Source organism: Brevundimonas sp. (assembly GCF_051858995.1).
Taxonomy (GTDB): Bacteria; Pseudomonadota; Alphaproteobacteria; order Caulobacterales; family Caulobacteraceae; genus Brevundimonas.
Window position 1 is genome coordinate 128,848 of record NZ_JBHYGN010000013.1, and the last position, 23,035, is coordinate 151,882.

19 protein-coding genes are annotated in these 23,035 nt (G+C 67.6%); 7 read left to right on the plus strand and 12 right to left on the minus strand.

Annotated elements, in window-relative coordinates:
- Nucleotides 1-51: 51 nt before the first annotated feature.
- Both ACTIEF_RS15555 and ACTIEF_RS15560 read right to left on the minus strand, forming a co-directional pair.
- Nucleotides 52-2,184 carry a hypothetical protein gene (locus ACTIEF_RS15555; RefSeq protein ID WP_439473048.1) on the minus strand — a complete coding sequence of 711 codons (2,133 nt, stop codon included), beginning with the start codon at nt 2,182-2,184 and terminating at the stop codon, nt 52-54.
- Between the two features lie 335 nt (nt 2,185-2,519).
- Nucleotides 2,520-4,082 carry a Fic family protein gene (locus ACTIEF_RS15560; protein ID WP_439473049.1) on the minus strand — a complete coding sequence of 521 codons (1,563 nt, stop codon included), beginning with the start codon at nt 4,080-4,082 and terminating at the stop codon, nt 2,520-2,522.
- Between the two features lie 87 nt (nt 4,083-4,169).
- Here ACTIEF_RS15560 and ACTIEF_RS15565 point away from each other — a divergent pair, with 87 nt between their 5' ends.
- A complete protein-coding gene (locus ACTIEF_RS15565; RefSeq protein WP_439473050.1) occupies nt 4,170-6,437 on the plus strand; it encodes a helix-turn-helix domain-containing protein in 2,268 nt (755 codons plus the stop codon).
- A 262-nt stretch (nt 6,438-6,699) separates the two neighbouring features.
- Here ACTIEF_RS15565 and ACTIEF_RS15570 read toward each other — a convergent pair whose 3' ends face one another.
- The gene (locus tag ACTIEF_RS15570; RefSeq protein ID WP_439473051.1) at nt 6,700-7,947 is read right to left on the minus strand and encodes a DNA sulfur modification protein DndB; all 1,248 of its coding nucleotides are present in this window, start codon (nt 7,945-7,947) and stop codon (nt 6,700-6,702) included.
- The gene (locus ACTIEF_RS15575; RefSeq protein ID WP_439473052.1) at nt 7,947-8,435 is read right to left on the minus strand and encodes a hypothetical protein; all 489 of its coding nucleotides are present in this window, start codon (nt 8,433-8,435) and stop codon (nt 7,947-7,949) included. Before ACTIEF_RS15575 ends, ACTIEF_RS15570 begins: the two co-directional genes overlap by 1 nt.
- A gap of 365 nt (nt 8,436-8,800) precedes the next feature.
- Between ACTIEF_RS15575 and ACTIEF_RS15580 the strand changes: the two genes are divergently transcribed.
- From ACTIEF_RS15580 to ACTIEF_RS15600, 5 genes are read left to right on the plus strand one after another with little or no spacing between them, the layout of a single operon-like run.
- Complete coding sequence (locus tag ACTIEF_RS15580; protein ID WP_439473053.1) at nt 8,801-9,007, plus strand: hypothetical protein; 207 nt, start codon at nt 8,801-8,803, stop codon at nt 9,005-9,007.
- On the plus strand, nt 9,004-11,064 hold the full coding sequence (locus ACTIEF_RS15585) for an AAA family ATPase (protein ID WP_439473054.1): 2,061 nt from the start codon (nt 9,004-9,006) through the stop codon (nt 11,062-11,064). Before ACTIEF_RS15580 ends, ACTIEF_RS15585 begins: the two co-directional genes overlap by 4 nt.
- Nucleotides 11,057-12,577 (plus strand): FtsK/SpoIIIE domain-containing protein, encoded by a 1,521-nt coding sequence (locus ACTIEF_RS15590; protein ID WP_439473055.1) that lies wholly within the window; start codon nt 11,057-11,059, stop codon nt 12,575-12,577. The genes ACTIEF_RS15585 and ACTIEF_RS15590 overlap by 8 nt, the downstream gene beginning before the upstream one ends.
- The gene (locus tag ACTIEF_RS15595) at nt 12,574-13,743 is read left to right on the plus strand and encodes an AAA family ATPase (RefSeq protein ID WP_439473056.1); all 1,170 of its coding nucleotides are present in this window, start codon (nt 12,574-12,576) and stop codon (nt 13,741-13,743) included. The genes ACTIEF_RS15590 and ACTIEF_RS15595 overlap by 4 nt, the downstream gene beginning before the upstream one ends.
- On the plus strand, nt 13,740-14,624 hold the full coding sequence (locus ACTIEF_RS15600) for a hypothetical protein (RefSeq protein WP_439473057.1): 885 nt from the start codon (nt 13,740-13,742) through the stop codon (nt 14,622-14,624). Before ACTIEF_RS15595 ends, ACTIEF_RS15600 begins: the two co-directional genes overlap by 4 nt.
- On the opposite strand, the gene ACTIEF_RS15605 is transcribed toward ACTIEF_RS15600, so the two are convergent.
- From ACTIEF_RS15605 to ACTIEF_RS15640, 8 genes are all read right to left on the minus strand, one after another.
- On the minus strand, nt 14,625-15,209 hold the full coding sequence (locus ACTIEF_RS15605; RefSeq protein WP_439473058.1) for a GIY-YIG nuclease family protein: 585 nt from the start codon (nt 15,207-15,209) through the stop codon (nt 14,625-14,627).
- 167 nt (nt 15,210-15,376) lie between these two features.
- Entirely contained in the window at nt 15,377-15,820 is a 444-nt protein-coding gene (locus ACTIEF_RS15610; protein ID WP_439473059.1) for a hypothetical protein, read from the minus strand.
- A complete protein-coding gene (locus ACTIEF_RS15615) occupies nt 15,817-17,832 on the minus strand; it encodes an AAA family ATPase (protein WP_439473060.1) in 2,016 nt (671 codons plus the stop codon). Before ACTIEF_RS15615 ends, ACTIEF_RS15610 begins: the two co-directional genes overlap by 4 nt.
- Entirely contained in the window at nt 17,825-18,010 is a 186-nt protein-coding gene (locus tag ACTIEF_RS15620; protein WP_439473061.1) for a hypothetical protein, read from the minus strand. The genes ACTIEF_RS15615 and ACTIEF_RS15620 overlap by 8 nt, the downstream gene beginning before the upstream one ends.
- Nucleotides 18,007-19,152: a DNA phosphorothioation system sulfurtransferase DndC gene (gene dndC, locus ACTIEF_RS15625; RefSeq protein ID WP_439473062.1), complete on the minus strand. Its 1,146-nt coding sequence runs from the start codon at nt 19,150-19,152 to the stop codon at nt 18,007-18,009. Before dndC ends, ACTIEF_RS15620 begins: the two co-directional genes overlap by 4 nt.
- 2 nt (nt 19,153-19,154) lie before the next feature.
- On the minus strand, nt 19,155-20,321 hold the full coding sequence (locus ACTIEF_RS15630) for a cysteine desulfurase family protein (protein ID WP_439473063.1): 1,167 nt from the start codon (nt 20,319-20,321) through the stop codon (nt 19,155-19,157).
- Between the two features lie 122 nt (nt 20,322-20,443).
- On the minus strand, nt 20,444-20,758 hold the full coding sequence (locus tag ACTIEF_RS15635; protein WP_439473064.1) for an HU family DNA-binding protein: 315 nt from the start codon (nt 20,756-20,758) through the stop codon (nt 20,444-20,446).
- A 122-nt stretch (nt 20,759-20,880) separates the two neighbouring features.
- Nucleotides 20,881-22,356: a B12-binding domain-containing radical SAM protein gene (locus ACTIEF_RS15640; protein WP_439473065.1), complete on the minus strand. Its 1,476-nt coding sequence runs from the start codon at nt 22,354-22,356 to the stop codon at nt 20,881-20,883.
- On the opposite strand from ACTIEF_RS15640, the gene tmk reads away from it, so the two are divergent.
- The gene (gene tmk / locus ACTIEF_RS15645) at nt 22,310-22,984 is read left to right on the plus strand and encodes a dTMP kinase (RefSeq protein ID WP_439473066.1); all 675 of its coding nucleotides are present in this window, start codon (nt 22,310-22,312) and stop codon (nt 22,982-22,984) included. The two genes, ACTIEF_RS15640 and tmk, sit on opposite strands and share 47 nt — an antisense overlap.
- The last annotated feature ends 51 nt before the right edge of the window (nt 22,985-23,035 follow it).

Genomic DNA, 23,035 nt, shown 5'->3' on the forward strand with positions numbered 1-23,035 from the left:
TAAAAATCCAGCCGACGGCGTCCGATGTCCCGCCGACGGCGGTATTCCGCCCTATCGCGACCTTCGGGCCCGTCGGGCGCTCTGACGCAACTCGTGCTCAAGCTTTCGCCGGGTGATGGCCCGCGCCTCCCGCTCGGCCCGCGCGATGCTCGCCCGAAGCGCCCGTTCGGCGCGTGGCGTCGCCGCTGACCGCGGGTTTCCCGCCACAACCTCGGTGGTTCGTGCGCCCCGGTGGTCACAAAGGAGGAAATCGCCGGGCACGACATCCAGCGCCTCAGCCTTCAAGGTCACCTGGCTGGGCGCGCGAAGGTGAGCGATGAAGTCAGCGACGGTCGGGGCATCCCCCTGCCACAGCCTCGTGGTTTCGTGGTGGCGGGCGAGCACATCGCCGTCGCCGAGCGCGTGGCGCGTGGTGAAGCCGAGCGTCGGATTGCGGAAGAAGCGCGTGACGCCAGACCAGTCGGCGATCGCGACTTCCTCTTCGTCGGACGGGCGGGCGTAGGGGAAGGCGTAGAGAACCACGGGGATGATCGTCGATGTGCGGGGGTCAGGCCCGCCAGCCTTTAGGGCGAGCTCCGGATGGGTCCTGAGGCCACCGACCTGCCGCTGGATCTGGGCGACATGACCTTGCCGGCCGCGCTCGAAGTTGTAGGCGGCGACCGGATCGCCGCCAGACAGGGCTTCGTTCTTGCACTCGAAGACGAAAAGGTGGTCGTCCCAAGGGACCAGCACGTCGAGTTGATAGGGCTCGCCGGCGATCAGGGTCGTCTTGATCGTGAAGGCGGAAAAGCCGTGGCTCCTGAAAAAGGCCAGCACCTCGGCTTCGAACCAGTCGCCCTTGTTTTCGAACCGCTCCCCGAGCGCGGCGAGGTTTGAGAGGACCACGCGCGCGATGACGGTCTTGGTGACAGCGGGCGTGAACAGCAGGCTGCCGCCGTCGGACATGCGCAACAGCGGGCAGTCGAAGATGTCGTCCGAATGATCCGACAGCGTCGCGAAGGCGATGAACCGGGCCGCCGTCGACGCCGTCAGTCCGGCGGCGACGAGCATCGCGTCCAGCTGGCCGGGCCGGAAGGGCGCAAGGCTCCGACCACAGGCCGTCGTCTCCGTCTCGACCGCGCGCTCGCCGAGCGCCTGCAGAACCGCATAGCCTCGGACCCATTCCCGGAGCGTCAGGCCCTGAAACCGCTGGTCCGCTTCGAAGGCCGGGGCGAACAGCAGCCCCCATAGCGCCTGCAAGGCGGCGGCCTCTCCCAGGGAGAACAGCGCGTCGGGCGCCAGTCCTGTCGGCCGATCAAGCCCGCCATAGTCGAAGTCGGCCAGTTTGAGCGCCACGTCGTCGGCCTGCCGTTGAAAGACATCCTTCTGGCGTTCGTTGGCGATGATGTCCCAAAGGTCATCGACCGGCCGGCGGTGCTCGCGGATGACCTCGAACGTCGGGGCGACGCCAGCGGGGAGATCGGGCGGACGATGGACGATGAGGTCGCCGCCCCAGAACCGGCGACGTTCCTCCAGGCGGCGCCAGCGGCGCAGGGCCGTCGCCAGCAAGCCGCTGGTCCCCGCCTTGAACCGTTCCGCCTCCGTTGTCTCCGCCAGCGGCGGAAGCACGACGGGACCGCGGGAGCGTTCTTCGTCCAGGCGTCCGACGAGGAGCTTCAGGCACGAGCCGAGGTTCGAGACGTGGAACTGCAAGCCGGCGTTGGCCTCGTAGACGGCGCCGTCCTCGGTCATAACGAGGAGCGGTTGACCCGGGACGATCGATTCCGCCTTCGCCAGCGCGGCGTCGACGTCCCGCCGGATGTCGTCGGCTTCCAGCGCCGTCCTGTGAAGGACCGCCAGGATCTGGCGATCCAGGGGCAATGACGAGACGGCGGCGGTCGCAAGACCGTGCGCGACGTCCCGGTAGCCCGCTTCCAGTTCCTGCATCAAATCGCCGACGCCGGCGATCCGATCCCCGGCCGCCGTCCCGAGGCGGGCGGCGACCGCTGTCGCCAGGGCGTCGATGAGGGCGTCGCGCCTGGCTTCGCGGTCGGTATTCGCCATCCGGAACACTAGGGCGCCGGCGCGTTGGAGAAGTCCGGCCATCTCCTCGACGTCAAACGCTTCATCCGCCGGCCCCAGGGCGGCGATGGCATCCGTGGGCGAGAGGCGATTGACGGCGCGGGCGAAGGCTTTGCGATGCATGGCGGGCTGACGGCTCTGTTGACGCCGACACGCTCATGCAGCCGGGCGTCATCTGGGGGGCGCTAGACCTTAGCGGATGTCGACCACAGTGTGGTCGTTCGAGAGCTTTATCGGACATGCCTTGTCCTGCCCCTGCAGGTGTCGCCAGTCCGGAGGGGCGACGTCGAGAAGGTTTCCCCGGCACGGCCCAAGCCTGAACCCGAGGGCGTGTCCGCTGGATCGACGCCTCCTTATGCGCTGCCACGGGATCGGCGGGTCTTCGAAAGAACCCCGGCCAACGCCTTGGCCGCCCGTCCCGTGGCTGCGGAATAGGTCCCATGACCGGACGCGGCTCATCAGGCGTCTGCCGCGGGCGCCGGAGCCTCGAGCAGCAGGTCCTGGAAAACGGCTTCGACAGCATCGGCCTCCGCGTCGGTCAGGGCGGCGAACTCATGCCGCCGGGCGCGTTGGGAGAAACGCCCCTCGTTCTGACGCAGGAAGCCCATCATCAGATCGAAGCGGGCGTCCGGGAGTTGGAGGAAGGCCTCCACTCGCTCGCGGGCCTGATCGTAGCGGCGCAGATAGTCGATCTCGCGCGGGAGCGTCTCGCGGATGGTCTCGACCACGGCGGCGGCGAGGAACTCCGCCTGCGCGGTGGCGTCGAAGAACCGGAAATTATCCAGCGTGTCGTTGTGGACCTCCACGTTGAGCTTGGGCGTCGTCGTCCAGTCGGTCAGCGCCAGTCGCGGACGGGAATAGGCTTCGAGCACCGTCTTGTAGGCCTCGATCCGGTCCAGGAAGACCGAGGAGACGGGAAAGACGACGCCGGGCGGGTTGAAGCCCCGCCGTCCCAGCACGTGATGGACCAGCCAGCGATGGATTCGGCCGTTGCCGTCCTCGAAGGGATGGATGAAGACGAAGCCGAACGCCACGGCCGCCGCGGCCACGACCGGATCCAGCGGGCCGTTCGGACGCTCGCTGCGGTCGGCGTAGGCGATGACGCCGTCGATGAGGCGGGCGAGGTCTTCCACGCGCGCGCTGACGTGGTCGGGCAGGGGAGCGTTGGTCCGCCGGTCCCGACCGCCGACGAAGCCGCCCTCGACGCGCCAGCCCATGCGGGTGAAGCGGGGGTCATCGATCACCAGCCGCTGCAGGCGCAGCAGTTGCTCGCCTGTGAGCGGGGCCTGGCCGGCCTCTCCGATCGCCTGGCCCCAACGCTGGATGCGGTTCTGCGGCGGACGCTCGCCCTCGATCACATACGAGGCCTTGGAGTCCTCCAGCAGAAGGAAGGCGGCCGCGCGGGCCATGAGGTCCGGAGCCGTGCGGCGAACCACAGCCCGCGCTTCTTCAGCCAGATCCTCGCCCAGCAGGGTTTCCAGACGTTCGGTTCGTCGGACCAGGGGGCAGAAGTCGGGACCGCCCGGCAGGTTGTTGCGAACACGATGTCGCGTGCTGGTCTCGCCCCGAACGGCATAGTATTGATCCGGGTCGAGCACGTCGGCGTAGACGCCGGCCGCTGCATCCGGAAGATCCAGACGGTCGCCGGTCAACCATTCCAGGAGGAACCAGACGCGGCGGGCGTACTGGCCGGTGGGTTGGGCGCGCACCCAGGCCTCGACGACGCCATGCGGAAGTGTCCGAAACAGTTGATCAAGAAGCGCCAGATCGACGCCCTCGTAACGCAGGGCGAATTCCAGATGGTCGTGAACCTCGTCCCCGGGCCAATAGCGGGGCGTAAGCACACGCCAGCCGGGCTCCTCGCGATAGGTGTGCCGCTCGCCGACGACCACCAGGGTTTCGGGGCGGGGGGCGGCAAGGTCGAAAGCCGACGCCAGGGCCGCGTATCCGGCGAGGCGGGTGTGCGGCGGCGGCGCGGGCCAGAGCGCCGGGACGCCCGGCAGGATTTCCGGCAGGACCATCTGATTATCGCATTCGTGAACTGAATTCGGATTCAAAAGAAAGGGAAAGTCTGAAAACGACGTCTCGCGCCTCGATTCTGAAAATCGATGCGTGGCGCTGAAAATCGATATCAAAGCGCGGTCAGAACTGCAAAAGGATTCCCAAGGAGCCCAGTTGCCAATCTTTCCCCCTTATGCGATAGCCTCAGAATATATGCAAGAGGCTTTCGAATGAGATTTGGATCGCGAAACGCGGAAGTCGGGGCCAAGCTTGCGGCCTTGCGCGAGGCGGCCCGGGTGACCCAGGCCGCGATGGCGGCCGCCATGGGGGTGAGCCAACCGCAGATTTCGAGACTGGAGGCCGGCGGCGAGGGGTTTGGTCTGAGCGATCATCTGGCTTATCTGAGCCATCTCTCGACGCCCGATGCAGGCCGTCTCTCGCGCCTCCTCGACACGGATTGGCGTCATCTGCCGCCACCGCCGCTCGACCATCCCGATATTGATCGTCTTCTGGCAGCCGAGGGCGCGCTGGATCGACTGAGGACCTTCCTGGCGGCGCCGGATACGCCCCGGGCGGTCGCGGGCCAGGCGGAACTGTTGTCGCGACGCATCCAGGGGTTCGGCGAATTCCTGCGCAACCTGCGTCACACCGTGGCTTGGGTCGGCGACATCGGCGTCGGCAAGACCACGGCCGCCTGCCGCCAGGCCGGGCTTGTCGTCGAACCGAACCGACCGGAAGATCTCCGCGGCGTGCTGCTGGATACGGGCGGCGGGCGGGTGACGCTCTGCGAGGTCTCGGTCGCTTCGGGATCCACATACGGCATCGCCGTCGAGCCTCTTCCCGACGAGGAGGTCTATCGCATCGCAGCCGACTTCAGCCGCGCGCTGTGGACGCTCAGGACCCATGCGGGCGACGCCGCCCCCCTAGTCGATTACCGCCCGGCCGAGGAGATCGAACGCGCGCTGCGCAATATGGCCGGGCTGATGCGGCCTCCGCGCCGAAAGGGCGCGCCGCCGGACTCCGATCCGGCCGTGACCCTGCTCGAGACCTTCGCCACTCCGGACGAGTTCAAGGCCGAACTAGCCGCGCGACTGGCGCTGTGGCGGCGGACCGGGCGCCAGGCGACCTATGACGGGACCGATGACGCCGCAGGCCGGGTGTGGCTGAAGGAGACCTTCGCCGCCATCAACAACGGTCGACATCCGGACTTCTCTCTGCCCGCGCGCATGACGGTGACGGTCCCCTTCGCCGTGTTCGGCGGCGCGTCCTATGATCTCGACATGGTCGACACCCGAGGGGTCGACGGCTCGGCGGTGCGCCCCGATATCGTGGCCCGCCTGAACGATCGAAGAACGGTTTCCGTGCTCTGTTCGCGCTTCAACAGCGCTCCGGATGTGACGCTGCAGAACCTTTTGCAGCACCTTATCGAGACCGAGGTCGATCCTGGCCTGCGCAACCGGGTCATTCTGCTTGTCCTTGCCCGGGCAGGAGAGGCGCTCGCCATGCGCGACGATAGCGGGCAGGGCGCTGAAGACGTCGAAGACGGCTACGATATCAAGCGCGGCCATGTGGAGGATGCGCTGGGCAAGATCGGCGCGGCAGGCGTGGAAGTGCAGTTCTTTGATTCCGCGGCGGATGACGCCCGGGCCTTGACCGCCGACCTGATCCGTAAGGCGAAGATGTTGCGTGAAGCCCAGGCGGACGCTCTCGGAACCTCCATCGCGGCGGTCGACGCCATGCTCGACAACGTCGCCAAGGCCCAGGCCCTGGCGGTGCTGGAGACCGTCAACCATGATCTGTCGGTCTATGCGGAACGCCGCGCCGCCCTGGGCGGCCAGGCGCACGTGGTGCAGCGACGCCTGATAGCGGCCTTGAGAACCTATCATCCCCGGCAGATCTGGGCGGCGACGCGACGGGCGGGCGCCTACTGGAATTTCGACGTCTACCAGCATCTGGGCGCCGGGGCCGCGGAAGCGGCCAAGAAGCGCGCTGAAGGCGCGGTCGCCGGTCTGCAGGAATTGCTGCAGAACCGTTTGGCCGATCCGGACATGGTCAATGCCCACGCCTTCGTCGGGCAGTTGCTGGCCGACCTTGAGGGCTGGGAATCCGAATTTGTGGAAGCGGTCCGCCACCATGCGATCGCCATCTATCGCCCGAAGCTGAAGGCCGATGACGCCCTGTGGAGCGCTGTAGAGGGGATGTACGGATACGGTCGGCAGGACTATCGCGGCGAGGTCGCCGCCAAGGTGGAGGCCTGGTTCCTCGATCAGGACGAGCTGGCGGACAAGCTGGAACGCCGACTTCAAAGGGCATGGCGGCAAACCTTCCTCAAACCTCTGCGCAAGGCCGCGGGCCAGATTACCGAGGACAGTTGAAGGGGCGGTCAGGGGGGCAGCGCAGGGAGGGGGCTTGTCCTGCCGCGGCCGCCCGTCGTCGCGCGCGTCCGCGCAGACGGCCCCAGCAGGCCGTCCGAATCGAGCCGAGAGCCGCTCCGGACCCGAGATGTGAGCGGATCAGACCGGACCGTCAGCCGGGATGCGCGGGGCGGTGTCACCGAACGACGACCCGAAGCGGACGCGGCGTCCGGTCCGCGTGGCCTTCGCCACAGGACGGCCCCTGAGTCCGGCGTGAACCCGATCAGACGAGCCTGTCGGGGAGCTGGACGTCCGAAAGGGGAATGCCGTGCCAGTCGGCGAGGGACCGGCGAAGCCGGTCCTCCGGACCGCCTTCGCCCAGCATGTGAAGCAGCAGACGCGTGGCGAGTGAAGCGCCTTTTGTGTTCATCGTCCCGCGATCAGGGTTCCAGATCACGCCCCGGAACGGCGCTTCGGCCAGACTGAGCGGGGCCTTCGCGAACAGTTTCAGGGCGTCCGCCAGTGCGTGTTTCCGGCGCAATTGCACAATCACGTTCGTGGCGATCGTCAGTCCGAGGGGCCGGAACAGGAGGCGCGGGTTGTCAGGATGTCTGCCCGCCGCAACGGCGGCGTCGAGCTTGCGACCGTCGAACACGGCCTTCAGGAGGGGCTCGCGTTCGGCCAGGAAGTCGAAATATTCGACCACGCGGGCGGTGAAGAACGCGATACGGTCGTCCGCGAGCCGCAGCCGCTTTCCGCGCGTAAGTTCGCCCGCCAGGTCCTTGGCCATGATCTTGGGCAGCGCCACATTGATGAGGTCGTAGAAGTTCGAAATGGTGGTCAGGGCCGGCGTCGCAGCCGGGAGGCTGTTGGTGAACCGCTCGACATCGATCTGCCCTCTGGAAAAGGCGGGGTGGGCGTCGACCAGCATCCGGGCGATGATCGCGCTGGGATCCACCTCATCCAGCGCGATAATATCGCGCTTCTTGACCTGCACCGCCTTCTTGTTCAGGGCGATGAACAGGCCCCTGGTCTTCTTCAGACCCGCGGCGGTGTCCTGGTGCGGCACGAACAGAACCGAGACGCGTTCCACTCCCAGCTCGGCGTCCGTTTCCAGCGCGCGACGGATGCCGGCAAGCCGATGCTGGCCGTCGAGGGCGAACAGGCGCTCGCCTCCGCTGAGTTCGAGGTAGCCGATCTGGTCTCGACTGGTCTCGCTGAGCGCGCCGACGTGGTCTTCGCGGCGGGGTTCGACGTCGAACGGATGCCATTGCGGCTCGCCGCCCATGACCCCCACGACGAGGCTTCCGAAGAACCGGTCCTTGGTCTCGAGCAGATACTCGGCGATGTCGCGCGCGCGATCCTCATCATCCAGGCGCCGCTGGATCATGTCGCTGAGCTTGGCGTTCTGATGAATCTCCCGCGCATAATGCACGCGATCGCGCAGTTCGGACAACGGCATGGTCGTTGCGTAGTACAGCCAGTCGCCGAACTGGCCCTGCAGGGCGGGGAGGAGGAGGGTTTTCGACATCACCAGGCTCCGATCGCCGCCTTGACGCCCGCGGAAAAGTCCTTGTGGCTGTAGAAGGGCATCAGGGCGTCGTTGAGGTCCTTCTCCACCTGGCGCCGCAACTTCACGTCCGAGGGCGCGGTCGCGGGGATGGGCGAGTAGGCGAAGCGCACCTCACCCCAGAAGACCTTGAGGAACTTCTTCACGTGCGTGCGTCCGTATTTGGCGTTCATTTCCGTGAGATAGGTCTGGTAGCGTTGCCGCAGATCCTTGGTCTCGCCGGCATACAGGGGGTAACCGGCCGGGGGCAGCGCCCCTGCGGCCGGACCGATGAAGAAGCAATAGTACCCGGGCTGAGGGGGAACCACGGTGTGGCCGCCCTTCTTGAAATCGCAGAATTGCCAGGTCAGAGCGTGGCTGGCCGAAAAGTTCGTCCATCTGTCGGGATAGGGGACACAGCGGATGATTCTCAGCCCGTGGCCCGACAGATCTTCGAGAAAGGCATCCATTCAGCAACTGCTCCGGCCGTCCAGGGGAAACCGTCACCGTTGTGACCGACGGTTGTCAAGAACAGGCAGGCGTCCGTGTCTCGGGCGGCTCGCGCCCTTGGCCGCCGCGCCAAGGGACAACCGACGGATGGGAAACCGGGTGCGGGGCGGCGCAGCCCTCTCACGGTGAGGGCAGAGCCCGATCGCCTCAAGACGCTTCGCCGCGGGGCGTTCTGGGCCGACGACCGTTCGCCTCCGCCCCATCGCATACCTCCGCCGAAAGCAGGCCCCTGTGGCAGAAAAGAACCCCGTCGGTCGCCCGGTCGCTTTGGCTTCAACGTCCGGTAGGCTATAGCGTTGAACGAACGGGAGAATGGGGCGGCGGATTGGCGGACGATGAGGAAATGGCGGCGCTGGTGGCGCGCGCCGCAGGGCGGGAGGATGTGCCGCCGGCGCTGCTGACAGCCCTGCTCGACCTGGAGCAGGCGTTTCCCGACCTGACGATTCCGGGCGAGCGCACGCGACTGACCCGACGCATCACGGAGATTCTGAACGCCGCGGCCACGTCCGTCGCCGGGGAGACGCCTGCGTGAAGCTTCTCTCGATCGAGCTGGAGGACATCTTCGTCTACCGCGGCAAGAGCGTCATCGACCTGTCCCAGTGCACGCCCGAGCGCAACCTGGTGATCGTGCAGGGACGCAACGGTCACGGGAAGACCAGCTTGCTGAACGCCGTCAAGCTGCTGTTCGTCGGGGCGACGGACAAGCGTCTGCTGAAGGTGGGCTTCGGGCAGGTCGCCCTGACGCCCAAGCAGTTCGTGGTGGGGCAGCAGGGACGATGGGACGGCGTCTTCAACCGCATCGCACGCGAGAGCGAACTGCCCGCCCGCGTCGCCCTAACCTGGGAGTCCGACGAGGACGGGGCCTGTCGTGCGGAACGGATCTTCTTTCCCCTGCGCGGTGGCGTCGACTACCGGGAACAGCTCACCGTCGCCCTGGGCCACCGCACCCTTGAGGGCTCGGAAGCGCGTCAGTATCTGCAGGGCCTGCTCCCGCGCGAAGTCGTGCCGTTCTTCTTCTTCGACGGCGAGGAGATCCAATCGCTCGCCGACGCCGAAGTGGCGCGGGAAAAGGCGGAGATCGAACGGCTGCTGGGTCTGTACTTCGTATCGCACCTGACCCCCGAGATCGACGCCTACGCCAAGGAGAAGCGCAAGGCGGGATTGCCCGAGGACGCCCAGCTGCAGATCGCGCAAGCCGAGGGACTGGAACGGACCGCAAGGCTGACCGGCGACGCCGCCGAGCGTGCGCGCGTCGAGCTCGAGGAGGAGATCGCCGACCTCGATCGCGAGCGCGTGGCGCTGGACAAGGAGCGAGCGGCCCTGCGCAACGGCTTGTCCGAGGAGGAGCGTCAGCGGCTCGAGGGGCGCATCGCCGTTTTGAGAGAGGAGGCCGCCGAACTCGGCGCGAAGATCGCGACGGTGCTTCCGGTTGAAGCCCCCGCCGTTGCGAACCTTCCGCTGGCGCGCCAGGCGTTTGGCCTGCTCGAGACGCAGTTGGACGGCGGCGCCAACGCCGGCGTCGCGGCGCGCGTCCATAAGGCGGCGCCGGACGCCGTCGTCGCCGCACTGGCCGCCCTAGATGAGCGCCTCGTCTCCGGGGATGACCGACAGGTCGCCGTCCGGAAAGCGGTCCGTAAGGCGTTGTCCGACAGCGGCCTCGACGAAGGGCAGGCCGAAAACCCTCTGTTCGCGTCCCTGAGCCCCCGCAAGCTGCGCGCGCTGAGGGACCGGTTTCTCGTCTGGACCGACAGCGGCGAAACCCTCGCGTCCACCCAGGCGGCCCAGCTCCAGAGGATGCGTCAGATCGCGCATGAAGAGGCCGCGCTGGTGCAGGAACTGGAAGAGTCCGAGCTGACGAGTGAGGAATCCCGCGCGCGCTACGCCGAGTTGACGGCCGAGCTCAAGCGGCTGGACGATGTCGTGCGGGAGAAGACGGGGCAGGCGGCCCTGCAGCAGGCCGACGAGACCCGGGCCCGCAAGGCGCAGGCCCAGCACGCCGAAGACGCCCGAAGGCTCTACGCCAGCTTCCCCGAGGTCGTGGCGCTCAACGCGGCCTACCAGCTCGCCCTGAAGACGAAGCGAGCGCTCGAGGCCTACCGCGCCGAGCGGCGCAGACTGATCCGGGCCTCTCTGGAAGCGCGCCTGCGCAGCCGGATCGAGATCCTGATGGGCCCGACCCAGCTCGTCAAATCCGTCCGGCTCGACGACAATTTTCTGATGACCTATCTCGACGCCCTGGGGGAGCCCGTCGCCCGGTACAGTCTGTCGGCCGGCATGCGGCAACTGGCCGCCATGAGCATGCTCTGGGCTCTCAAGGACGAGACGAAACGGCCCCTGCCGGTCGTCATCGACACCCCGCTCGGTCGGATCGATCGCGAGAACCGGGAAATCCTCATGCACGAGTATTTCCCGGCGGCGGGCATGCCGCTGGTGGTCCTGCCGACCAATACGGAGATGAGCGCGGACGATCTCGCCCTGCTCGAACCGCACATCGCCATGCGCTACGAAATCCGCAACGACGAAGGCATCCGCTCGAAGATCGAGCCGGTCGCTCCGCGCGGTCAGCGGGCAGGGGGCGCCCATGGATAGGCTGCACTTCACCCGCACGGAACGCGAACTGTTCGTCCGGATCAACGAGGAAGGGTTCGGCCAGAAGACCCACTACATGTGGTGGCCGGTCAGACTGGCGGTGGCCAAGTCCCTGAGGCTGGAGGAGCCGCCGGGCGAGCGTTTTCGGACGCCCCCGACCAAGGACCGCGAGAGCGAACTTCATATGATCCAGGTCACGGGGCGCGGCCAGCGTCCGGATCCGCTGACCCCCTGGCCGAAGGATCCGGACTATGACGACGCCATCCGGCTCCTCATCGCGGTCCGGCACGGCGAGGACGTCTTCGCCGATGATGATCGCTACGTGGATCTGCTGCAGCGCCACGCCCGCCGCGGCCTGGAGCTGATCGGGGCGAGCTGGGCTCCCGGCCGCAGCTTCCACGACTGGCTCCTGCAGGAGCTGTTCGAAGGCGTGGCCGTCGGCGACGCCGATCCGTCGGACGAGGTCTGGATCGCCGGCTGGCCGGCGATCGAGCGGGGGCTGGCTCAGATCGGGGTCAAGGCCGAACCGACCGCCGAGCCCATCGCGGGGCCGCGGCTGACACGCTATCCTCTGATCCTGAACGGGGTGGAGGACTACGATCGCCTCCGCAAACGCCTCGGCGACCTCGCCTTCGCGGTCGGCATCGCCTCCGGGGCCCTGTCGCTGACCCGCGAGGCCGGCGAGCGGCGCGTGGTGCTGGATGTACCCCGTCCCAGCGCCACTTGGAAAACGGCGACCTGGACGAGCTTGCGGTCGGCGTTGAAGACCTCGTCGCGCGGGCTTCCCGTGGCGCCGGGCGTCGATATTCTCAACGATCCGTTCGTGTTCGACCTCACCGAGGCGCCGCATCTGTTCGTCGCCGGCGCCACCGGCAGCGGCAAGAGCGTCTGCCTGAACGCGATCCTCCTCTCGCTTCTCCAGAGCCGCGAGGCGCCCGAACTGGTCATCATCGATCCCAAGGGCGTGGATTTCGTGGATTACGAGGGCTGCGCCCGCCTGCGCGACCGCAAGGTCGTTACGGACATGGCCGAAGGCGCCGAGGTGCTGAGGACGCTGGTGCAGGAGATGGAGGCGCGCCAGGTCGCGCTGCGCGAGTTCGGCGCCCGCAACATCGGCGAGGCCCTCGCCGCAGGGTCGGAGATGCGGCGACTGGTGGTGGTGATCGACGAACTGGCCGATTTCCTTATGGATCGTCCAGCGGCCGAGGACGCGCTCGTCCGGCTGGCTCAGAAGGCCCGCGCCGTGGGCATTCATCTGGTTCTGGCCACCCAGAGACCGGAGGCGGCCACCTTCAAGGGTCTGCTGAGGTCCAATATTCCGAGCCGCATCGCCCTGACCGTGCAGAAGGCGACCGACAGTCGAATCATCCTGGACGAAGCCGGGGCGGAGACTCTGCTGATGAGGGGCGACATGCTGGTCAAGCTCGCGGGGCGGGATCCCGTCCGGGTCCACGGCGCGCAGGTGACCGCCCAGGATGTCCGGTCCGCCGTCGCCGCGGTGAACACCCTATGACCGACCCCCTGGCCGCGGATCTCGACCTCCGCCCGACCCTGTTCTCCCTGGTCGGCCTGCACCTGGCCGATGTCGGTCCGCTGCGCGGCACGACCTCGCTCGGCTTCCTGGACGCCGACGGCGTGCCGAACGACCTCTATCTGATGATGGGGCCGAACGGCGCGGGCAAGACGACGATCCTGGAGGCGATCTTCCGCGTCATGGCCCTGCTGGAGCATCAGGTCCATCGCGGCGGGTACGGCATGGCCGCGCTCGACAGCGGCGCGGGCGGCGTTCAGCTGGACGCCCGGGTCGTGCTGGATGACGGATTAAGGGCGCGTCCCTATCTCCTGTCCATCGTCGCCGGAGCGCCGGGCTTGCTGCACGTTCCGTCGGAGGAGGCCATCCGGCGCGCGGAGGCGGACGAACACATCGTCCTGCACTTCCACAAGACCGGCATCGGCGATGCGGTGGCGCGAACGCCGACCTCGCATCGCTTCGCGGCCGCCTTCCATGACGCCGTCATCCGGCACGTGGGGGAAGCCCCGAAGGATCTGTTCGAAGGCGCCGCGGGCTACCCGACGGTGCTGTATTTTCCCTCCAACCGCGGCATCGGGCGACCGCCGGCGGAGGAATCGGTGCTGCGGCCGGAAACGCTCGCCTATGCGCCGGCGAGACGGTTCGACACGGACGGCGGCCTTTGGTCGGAGTCTCTCGACAATCTGTTCGTGTGGTTCGCCTGGCTCGCCGGGGCGGATGACAAGCGAGACGTAAGATGTCGCGACCTGGTCACCCGCCTCGTGTTCCAGGACAAGAAGCAGCTTCTGCCTGTGGATCGCGAGCGTCTCTTCGTGCCGGTGCGGCTGCGTGACACCGGCGAGGAGCACCGGCTGCACGAACTGAGCAGCGGCGAAAGGCAGCTCGTCCAGCTGGTCGTGCGCATCGCCAGCCACATGTCGGGATCCACGATCGTCCTGATCGACGAAGTGGAGCAGCACCTTCACACCGTCCTGCAGCGGCGGCTGGCGAGCGTACTCAAGCAATGGGCGCGGGAGTATCCGGGCCTCGCCTTCTTCATGACGAGCCACCAGAAGGAAATCTTCCGGTTCATCAGCCCGCTGAAGCCCGAGCCGCTCCTGTCGAAGGGCGCGGCCCTGATCAAGCCCCGGTTCCGGGTCTCCAAGTGAACGTCGCCGAACTTGAGGCCTTTTCGTCCGCAGACCAATTCCTCGCCCACGCCCGGGGGCTTCCGCGCGTCATCCTCGAGGGGCGGTCCGATGTCGAGCTGTTCAAGTCCTGGTTCGAGGACCTGCAGTCGGAGTTCGATTTCATCGCGGCGGAGGATCTGGGGCGGGGCGGAGGTTGCACCGCAGTGCAGCCGGCGGTGCGGGCGAGTTGGGACCAGGACATTCCCGCGCTCGGCATCGTGGACCGGGACTATCTGCACAGGTCTCACCGCTGGGCCCTCCTGTTCGCCGCCGATCCCGAAGCGATCGCCGAGGCCAGCGAGGATCCCGACGTCAAGATCGCATCCCTGTGGGAGATCGAGGCCTACCTCCTCGCGCCGGAACTGATGAACCTCTGGGTGGGCGTGCAGCGCAACCCCCAACCCGCCACGATTCGCGAACGAGACACCGCCCTGGCCCGGGCCGTCGAGGAATGCGAGGCCCTGCTGGACGCGACGCCGTTCCTGTCGTCCGGCCACGCCGCGGGCCAGTCGTTCGTCGATCGCTATTTCTTCAGCGACAAGGCCGATCACATCCGCCAATCGTGTCGCGTCGCCCTGGAGGCGGCGTCCCCGGAACGCCAACGCCTCGCCGAGGCGATCAACGCCCATGTGACGGATCTGCGGACCGCGGCGCCGGCTGACGAGGCGGACCGGCTGCTCTACTACCTGCGCTACGTCGATACGCGGCGCCTGCTGGCCCGACTTGAGCATCGGCTGGGCCTCAACACCGACGCTCACCACGCCCTGGCCGTGCTGATGAAGGAACGGGCGCTCAAGCCGGCCGAGTTCCTGACCATGCTGCAGACCGCCGGAGAGCGGTTCGCGGATCTGGCGGCCTGATCAGGCGAGGTCGTAGAGCCGGCCGACGACGATCGCGGGATCGGCGCGGACGAACTCGCCGCCGATCGTGACGCCCATATCCCGCAGCTGTCCAAAAAGACGCTGTTCCAGGTCGTCGGCCTCTGCGGTGCTGGCTGTCAGGACCGCGTCCACCACCCGCCAGGCGAGGCCCAGGGCGGGCGGAAGGCCGGCGTTGAACTCGCGGGCCCGCCGATCCACGTCATTGGAGCGTCCGACCTTGATATAGGGCGCGCCGGGCAGATCCGGCGGCGACAGGCCGGGCACCGTGTCGAGCACCATGACATAGACCCAGCAGTCGCCGTCCGGGCGCTCGAACCGCCCGCCGCCCGACCAGGCCACGGGACCCCGGCTGGGGCGCACGCCCGGTCGCACGCTTTCCGCCTGGATCTGCATCCGCGCCGCCTCGACCGCTGCCCGCAGGGCGATGGGGTCCTGCCAATATTGTAACCACACCGCCTCTGCGGCGTCGGCATGTTTGGTGTCGGGCGTATCCACATCCGGGTCCAAAACCCTGAACACCGACATCCGCGCGCGCAGGCCGTCGGGCGTACGCCAGCCTGTCACCTCTGCGCCAGGCGCCTGAAGACGCCTGGACAGAAGCGCGCTGAGCGCTTGCAGATCCGGGTCGCGCGCCGTCACCGACCCCGGGCGTCGCCGGAGATAGAGGTCGAGGAGCAGGATCCATTCGGGGCGGTCCAGCCGGGGACTGCCGGGTCGCCGGACGGACGGCGTCACTCGGCCTCGGCCGGGGTCTTGCGGGCGCGCTGGCTGTGCCGGGCCAGCCGCGCCACGAAGCGCTCGAAGTCGTTGCCGGCCGTCTTCCAGTCGTCCCACAGCAGGGTCAGGCCGCGTTGCCAGTGCGCCCCCACAAGCTGCTGGAACTCGCGCCGGTCGAGGTCATCCTGACCGGCATGCTCGACGATCAGGCTGACCCAGGCCGCCAGTTCGATCCCATGGCCGAAGAGGTTCTCGCCCTTGATCGGCCGGCCGTGTCCGTACACGGTCAGGTCCAGCTGGGGCATGGAGGCGACGCCCAGGGAGCGTCCCAGGGCCAGCCGGGCGGGGCCGTAGCGATGGGGGAGGCCCAGCAGGGTCTGGAACCGGGAGTTGGTGTCGTCGGCGGCGCGGGAGGTCCGATAGTCGGTCCTCGCCAGTTCGAGGAGGCTGAGGCTCATTGGCGGCTCTCACGGCTGGGGGCGATACGGCTGACCCGCTCCCCGCCCTCCGGGGCCTGAACGATCTCGATCGGCGACGCCACCACGCCACCCAGATCCGCCAGGTCCTCGGTCGCGATCTCCGCGGGGTGGGCGAGCAGGATCAGCTGTGACCCGAGACTGGCGAAATGCCGAAGCACGTTGCGCCGGTGCTGAGGATCCAGGCGGGCGAACGGGGTATCCATGATCAGCGGGAAGTCGGGCGAGGTGCGCCCGATCGCCGCCATCAGGGCGAGCGCGAAGATCTGCGTCTCGCCGGCGCTGGCGTCTCGCGCCCGGAGGTCCTCGCCCGCTGCGTTGAGCAGTCGAACCTCCCCCGCCAGGGTGATCTCGATGCGCTCGACCTCGTCCTTGTGCGCCATCGCGCGATAGGCTGCGGTCACGTCCTCGGACAGGAGCGCCATGCGGCCTGGAAGGGCCGACTCGACAAGATCGTCGAGCACGCCCGCATAGGCTTCCGCCTTTTCGGCCCGCCTCAGGACGGGGGCGACGGCGGCATGCTGCTGGATCAGCTGGCCGAGGTCCTGCTTCCTCGGAGCCAGTTCGCCCCGGATGCCGTCCAGAGCCTCCACGTCGGTCTGACGCCGCGCCTCGAGGGTGGCGATGGTCTGCTGGACCGCCCGCAGATCATCCGCCAGGGTCTGCGACTGCGCATCGACCCCTTTCTCTCGGGCGATCTGGCCTTCGATTTCCTGAATGGCCGCCTCGGTGCTCCGCACCGCGCGGGCGAGGTCGGAGATCTTCGCCCCGGCCGTGTGCGTCACCCGGTCCAGCAGGTCGGCCGCGAGCTGACGTTCCGGGTCCCCGAGATGGCTGTGCCGGAACGCGGCGGCGGCGCCGGCGGGCGGACTGTTCCAGACCGTCTCCCAAGCCGACCGGACGCGGCCCTTGAGGGCGTCGTCGTCCAGATCGACGACCAGCAGACGGGCGAATTTGGCATAGCGTTCCTCGCTGGTCTGGAGACCTGACTGCCATTGATCGCGGAGCGCCTCGGCGGCGAGGCGTGATCGCACCGACGAACGCAGACCCTCGCCGGTCAGGGCGAACGCGAGGTCCACCGACAAGGCGCGGCGCAGCGCCTCCTGGCGGTCCGCCCGATCACGCGTGAGATGTTCGCGCGTCTCGAACAGGCCTTTGAAACTGGCGTAGCTGTCCCCATGCAGAGCGCCGATCCGGCCGACCAGCGCATCCCGCTCGGCTCTCAAGGGCGACAGCTGGTCGTTGATCGCCTCCAGCGCGCTCTTGTGCGCGTCCTCGCGCGCCTCCAGCGTGCTGACCACCGTCTTCAGAATGCCCAGCGCGGAGCCGTCGGCCTCGCGCGACTCCCGTCGTCGCTCCCGGGCGTAGGTGCGAAGGTCCTGCGCCGTCTGCCTGATCAGCGGCACCCCCATGACGGCTTCCACGGCGCTGCGGACCTGGCCCTCAAGATCCTGTCCGGCGAGACGGTCGACGTGCTCGCCGTCGAAGATCAGAAACGCCGCCAGGTTCACCGGCAGCAGGGTCTCAGCGACATAGGTCTGGATGAAGGCTTCGCGACCCTCCGCCGGAATGGCGAGCAGATCGTCGTCCTCGCCCTCGAAAATGCGGACGTCCTCGTCGTCCCGGTGATGTTTGCCGCCTTGCGAGAAATACCAGACCCTGAGCAAGCTTACGCGCTGACGCGGCCCGCCCGTGAAGACGAGTTCGACGCTCATGCGGCCATCCCCAGCGGCCCCCCGATTCAGAGCCCGCTCCAGAAAGCCGTCGTAGGACGCCTCGCCCCGCCGCCGATCCGACGCGCGCGCCACAAGACTGAGGCCGTCGCGACCGTACAGACCCAAGGCCAGCGCTTCGAGCAGGCTGGTCTTGCCCGCCCCGTTCGCCCCGCCGACCACGACGACCCGACCGCCGTCGTCATCCGGCAGCAAAAGGGTCGCCTGACGATAGGCCTTCCAGTTCGTCAGCCGGATTTCCGATAGGCGAAGTCTATTCATCGTCGGCCAAGATCGCGTCAAAGGCGTCAAAGAGCCCGCGCCGGCGCGCTTGGCCCGCTCTCTCCCTTACGGCGTCCACCAGGGCCCGGGCGATCGGGCTCGACAACGCCTCGGGTTCGCAAAGCCGCTCCAGACCGTCCCGGCCCACCTCGCTGTCGAGAAGCAGTTGGACGGTCATTGCTCAGTCTCCAACGGGCCCGGGGTCTCCGCGATTTGCGACAGGCCGCGAACCGCGTCCTCCGCCCAGATGTCCTGAATGACCCGGATCTCCTCAGGCGAGATCAGGGGTTCGCCGACCCGGTCCTGGGTGCGCAGCAGGATCTCCAGGATTTCCTGTCGTGCGGAGAGGGTGAAGGGGCCCGGGACAAGCGAGCCGTCCGCCAGATGGGTCACCTTGCCCGTGCGACGATGTGCGGCCCGCCGGGACGGATCGTTGCGGATCTCCGCCAGCCAGTCCCGGAACTCCATCAGCGGCTCCAGGTGCGCATACCCCGCGTCGATGAAGCCCTCCATGCTGCGATCCTTGGCCACCACGGTGCAGGTCCAGCATCCGAACCGGGAAGACGAGGTGCCGCAGGACGGCGCATCGTCCTTATCGAGGACCAGTGGGCATTCCCCGCCCTGACCGTTGCGGTAGAGGGTGACGAGTTCGCGATGCGACCCGCCCCACGGCGGACGACGCTGCAGCAAAATCTGCCAGACCTCTTCGGTGGTTATGTCCACGATCGGGCGGTAAACGAGACAACCCGCCAGCGTGTTGTGATCATTCAGTCGCTCGCCGTTCGAGTAGCGATTGACGCTCACGGCCCGCGTGGCCGACTCCTCGCGACGCACGCCCAGCAGAAGAACGACCTTACCGTTGCTGGCCACCTGTTCGCGAATGTAGTGCGAGGTCGGCTGGATCTTCATCCGGTCGGTGCACCAGCGGAAGGTGCGGGACGGCGAAGGATAGCCCCGCCCGATCAGATTGACCCAGAAGGTCTGGTCCGTCTTCGGCATGGTCTTCACGACCGTGACAGGCAGGCGGAGGGTTTCGCTGGCGGACCGGATGCGATCGAGCATGCGGTCCAGGTGCTGGGCGACCAGGGGGGCTTCGACGAGGGTGTCATTGGCGACGATGTGGACCGGTCGGACCCGCTGACGGGGCGGCAGGGTCAGGAGCATCTCCAGCACCAACTGCGTGACCAGGGTGCTGTCCTTGCCGCCCGAGAACCCGATGATCCAGGGGTGATCGTGCGCCGATGCGTACTCATCGAGCAGGTCCGCCTGGATGGCGACGATCTTCTGATCCAGGCCGACGGTTTCGATAACTGTGTCCATGATCATCCATTCATCGCCGCGAGCGGACGATAACTGACCCCGCGTAATCGTTTGACGGCATCTATGATGGCAGAGGCGGCGCGGTCCACCTCCGCGATTGTCGTCGGTCGACCGAAACCGAACCTGACTGCGCGCTCGGACCGGCCCCGGCCGAAACCGAGCGCCTCGACGACGTAGCTGGGTTCGAGCGATTGCGCTGTGCAGGCGGAGCCCGAAGCGGCGGCGACGTGGGGACGGATCGTCATCAGAAGCGCTTCGGCGTCGACGTCGTCGAAGCTGAGATTGAGATTGCCCGGCAGACGGTTCTCAAGGCTTCCGTTCACAGCATAGACCAGGCCGGCCGCGTCGAGGCTGGCGAGAAACCGACCGCGCAACCCGAGCAGGCGCTCCGCATCCTGGCGCATCCGATCCGCGGCGATGTCGCACGCCGCGCCAAAGCCGACGCACAGTCCGGTGGGCAGGGTGCCGGGCCGAAGCCCCCCCTCCTGTCCGCCCCCGTGCAGAATGGGGAGCGGCCGGAAGGGCGTCCGGCGGCTGACGAAGGCGGCCCCGATCCCCTTCGGTCCGTACAGCTTGTGCGCAGACACGCTCATCAGGTCGACGCCCTGGGCGACGACGTCCAGGGAGATCTTGCCTGCCGCCTGGGCGGCGTCGGTGTGGAAGACCGCGCCGACGGCGCGGCAGGCCGCCGCGATCTCCGTTATCGGCTGAAGGACGCCGATCTCGTTGTTGGCCGTCATGACGCTGACGAGCGCCGTCTTTTCGGTCAGCGCGGCCATGAGCCGGTCAAGGTCGATCAGACCGTCCGGCCCCACCGGAACATAGACGGCCTCGAATCCTTCGCCCTCAAGCGCAGCGACCGTGGCCAGAACCGACTTGTGTTCGGTCGGCGTGGTCACGATCCGCGTTCGACCCTCACGCCGGGCGCTGCGCGCCGTGCCGGCGATCAGAAGATTGTTGGCTTCCGTGGCCCCCGAGGTGAAGACGACCTCGCGCGCCGATGCGCCGATCAGCGCCGCCACCTGTCTTCGGGCCGTCTCCACGGCGGCGGCGGCCTCCGCGGCGAAGGCGTGATCCTCGGAATGGGGGTTGCCGAATGTGTCGACGAAGTAGGGCCACATCGCGGACGCCGCCGCGGGATCGACCGGGGTGGTCGCCTGATAGTCCATGTAGACAGGCCGATTCGACATGAGGGACATCATCGCGCGATGCCCGCCGGATGCCCAGCCATGAGTTGCGCGCCCGCAGCGACGGCGCCGCAGGGAACGACCGCTGCGACGTTGGAACGGGATCAACCCGGCGAGGGCGGGGGCGTAGGGCTTCGCGGCGCCGGATTGAGCCGCTGGCGCAGGGCGCGACCGGCTCGGAACCCGAGCCGGAGCCGATCCGGCACCTCGACGCGCTCGCCGCTCTTCGGATTGCGACCGACGTAGGCTCGACGCACGGTCGGGGCGAAGGAGCCGAACCCCCTCAGCTCGATCCTTCGTCCCTCGGAAAGGCCTCTATGAAGAGTCTGGAGAACCGCCTCGACCGCACGCACGAGGTCGACCGGCCTGAGATGCGGGTTTTCCGTAGCCAGTCTCTGGATGAGGTCGGACTTCAACACGTCCGGACCATAGCGAAACCTCCCGTCCTTGTCGCGGACCGGGGCCCCGCTGACACGGTCTCCATCCGCCGGCCTGCGTCAAGCGGTTGGCCCGCCGCAGTCCTGCACGCCGTGAAAGAGCCTCATGCGCTGCGGAAAGGCAGTCGAGCCGTATCGGATGCGGCCACGTCCGCGTCGAAGTCCTCCCGGGTGTAACCGCGTGGATAGTAGGAGAAGCCTTTCAGGTCGAAATAGTCGTCCCGGGTCATGTGACGCCGCGACAGGGCGAGGCTGGCCGCCTCGGCCGACGCCGCATCGATCTCGCGGCTGGGATGGATTTGAGTGATGCCCGACCGCGCCGCGCTGGTCGGATCGACGGGCCGGGCGCCCCGGCGCTCAAGATCGCTGACGAAGCCGCCGACGGTGGACGGCGGTCCGAAGACCACCACCGGACCGACGGACACGCCTTTGATGGCGTGGGCATGGGCGTCGAGCCAGTCCTGCGTCTCGGACACGGTTCGGGCGGTCTCGCCAGCATACAACAGGATGTTGGCCTTCACCCATACCCCGTTGGCGCGGCATGCCTCCACCAGTTCGGACGCCGCGCGGAGATAGCGGTCTGCATCGGACGCCTTGTTCATCGCGACGATCTGCGTCGGGGAGGCGCTTTCCAGGCCCAGATCAATCACCTTCAGGCCCGCTTTCGCCAGCGCCGCGACGGTGTCCGGCTTCATGGCGTCGACCCGGGTCTCACATCGCCACGGAATGGCCAGTTTGCGGTCCTCGACCTCCCGGGCCAGCCGCTCGGCCCACCGCGGATTGGGCAGGAAGAAGGAGGATTGCAGATAGGGATGGATGTCCTCGCCGCCGTACTGCGCCTGGGTCTCCGCCAGCAGATCGGCCAGACGCTCGGCCGGTCGCAGGGCCGAAAGCCTGATGTCGCGTTCCTCGCAGAAGACGCACCCCATGCCGCATCCCCGCGAGGTCTCGATGCTCGGCTGGAAGGTTCCGAACGCTTCGACGAGCGTGTGATCCAGTCCGGCGTCGGGCAATCCGGGCGAAGGGACACGGTCGACGGCGGGGTCGACGAGATGATGGATCAATCCGTCCGCCAGGCCCGGGACGATTTGGTCTACATGGGGAAGGAGGCCGTGCAGCCAGTCCGGGTCAGGCCCTGTCACCCATCGGCCGCCCACGATGATCCGGGCCTCGGGGTGCCGGATGCGCAACTGCATGGTGAAGGCCTGCGCCCAGGCGAGGGCGTAGAAGCTGGGCAGGGACAGCATGATCGGCTGCTGCGAGGGCAGGGCGCCGGCCGCCTCCAGTCGCGCGATCACAGTCTCGGGGAGGTCATGCCCCCCATGCACCAGGCGCGCCGGTTGTCCGGCATTCGAGAGCGCCGTGGCCAGGGTGAGGGCGCCGTAGTTCAGATACTGTTGGCGGCGCGCCAGCGCGTGGTCTCGCTTCTTGGGACTCAAAAGCCCCGCAGAGACGAACAGGACAGGCGAGGGTTGCATCGTGGTCGGCATGGGAGAAATGTATAGGTTGAACAACTGCAAGTAAGGGCTCGCCGTGCCGTTTGTAAGCTTCGAGGGTATCGACGGATGCGGAAAGTCCACGCAACTCGCGCGGCTCGCGGACTGGCTCGAAGGTCAGGGCGAGACGGTGGTGCGCACCCGCGAGCCGGGTGGAGGTCAGTTGGGTGGTCCTGTAGGCGACATCTTCCGACGCAAGAACGGGCCTCCGATGTCGGCGCTGGAGCAGATGCTCCTGATCAATGCCGCCCGGGTCGACCATGTCCGGTCCGTCATACGGCCTGCGGTGGCTCGGGGAGACTGGGTGCTGAGCGATCGCTTCTACGACTCGACCTTCGCCCTCCAGGTGTTCGAATCGGGCCTGCCTCTGTCGCTGTTCGACGCGCTGCGGGATGCGGTGACGGAGGGATTGAAGCCCGATCTCACCCTTATTCTCGATCTGGATCCGGAGATCGCCGCGATACGCAGGGGGGAACGCATCGGCGATGATCCGCTCGAACGTCACCGGGACTTCTCCCGCATCCGGCGCGGATTTCAGACGATCGGAATCTTGGAGCCCGACCGATGTCGGGTGATCGACGCCCGGGGCGCAGAGAGCGATGTGGCCTCACGCATCCACGGTGTGGTCAGGGCTTGGAGGGAGGCTGATGGATCAGCCACCCCTCCGGCGCCCCCTTCAGGGGCGGGAGGCGGATCGACGCCCGGCAACTGAGGAGGGCTCAGGATCACGCCCGGCGGGCGGCGAAAGGAAAGAGAGAGGGCG

Excerpts from the sequence above, each read along its gene's own strand:
- ACTIEF_RS15630 (WP_439473063.1), bottom strand. The coding sequence starts at position 20,321 with ATGGACTATCAGGCGACCACCCCGGTCGATCCCGCGGCGGCGTCCGCG.
- ACTIEF_RS15555 (WP_439473048.1), bottom strand. The coding sequence starts at position 2,184 with ATGCATCGCAAAGCCTTCGCCCGCGCCGTCAATCGCCTCTCGCCCACG.
- dndC (WP_439473062.1), bottom strand. The coding sequence starts at position 19,152 with ATGGACACAGTTATCGAAACCGTCGGCCTGGATCAGAAGATCGTCGCC.
- ACTIEF_RS15565 (WP_439473050.1), top strand. The coding sequence starts at position 4,170 with ATGCGTGGCGCTGAAAATCGATATCAAAGCGCGGTCAGAACTGCAAAA.
- ACTIEF_RS15615 (WP_439473060.1), bottom strand. The coding sequence starts at position 17,832 with ATGAATAGACTTCGCCTATCGGAAATCCGGCTGACGAACTGGAAGGCC.
- ACTIEF_RS15620 (WP_439473061.1), bottom strand. The coding sequence starts at position 18,010 with ATGACCGTCCAACTGCTTCTCGACAGCGAGGTGGGCCGGGACGGTCTG.
- ACTIEF_RS15560 (WP_439473049.1), bottom strand. The coding sequence starts at position 4,082 with ATGGTCCTGCCGGAAATCCTGCCGGGCGTCCCGGCGCTCTGGCCCGCG.
- ACTIEF_RS15575 (WP_439473052.1), bottom strand. The coding sequence starts at position 8,435 with ATGGATGCCTTTCTCGAAGATCTGTCGGGCCACGGGCTGAGAATCATC.
- ACTIEF_RS15610 (WP_439473059.1), bottom strand. The coding sequence starts at position 15,820 with ATGAGCCTCAGCCTCCTCGAACTGGCGAGGACCGACTATCGGACCTCC.
- ACTIEF_RS15590 (WP_439473055.1), top strand. The coding sequence starts at position 11,057 with ATGGATAGGCTGCACTTCACCCGCACGGAACGCGAACTGTTCGTCCGG.
- ACTIEF_RS15570 (WP_439473051.1), bottom strand. The coding sequence starts at position 7,947 with ATGTCGAAAACCCTCCTCCTCCCCGCCCTGCAGGGCCAGTTCGGCGAC.
- ACTIEF_RS15595 (WP_439473056.1), top strand. The coding sequence starts at position 12,574 with ATGACCGACCCCCTGGCCGCGGATCTCGACCTCCGCCCGACCCTGTTC.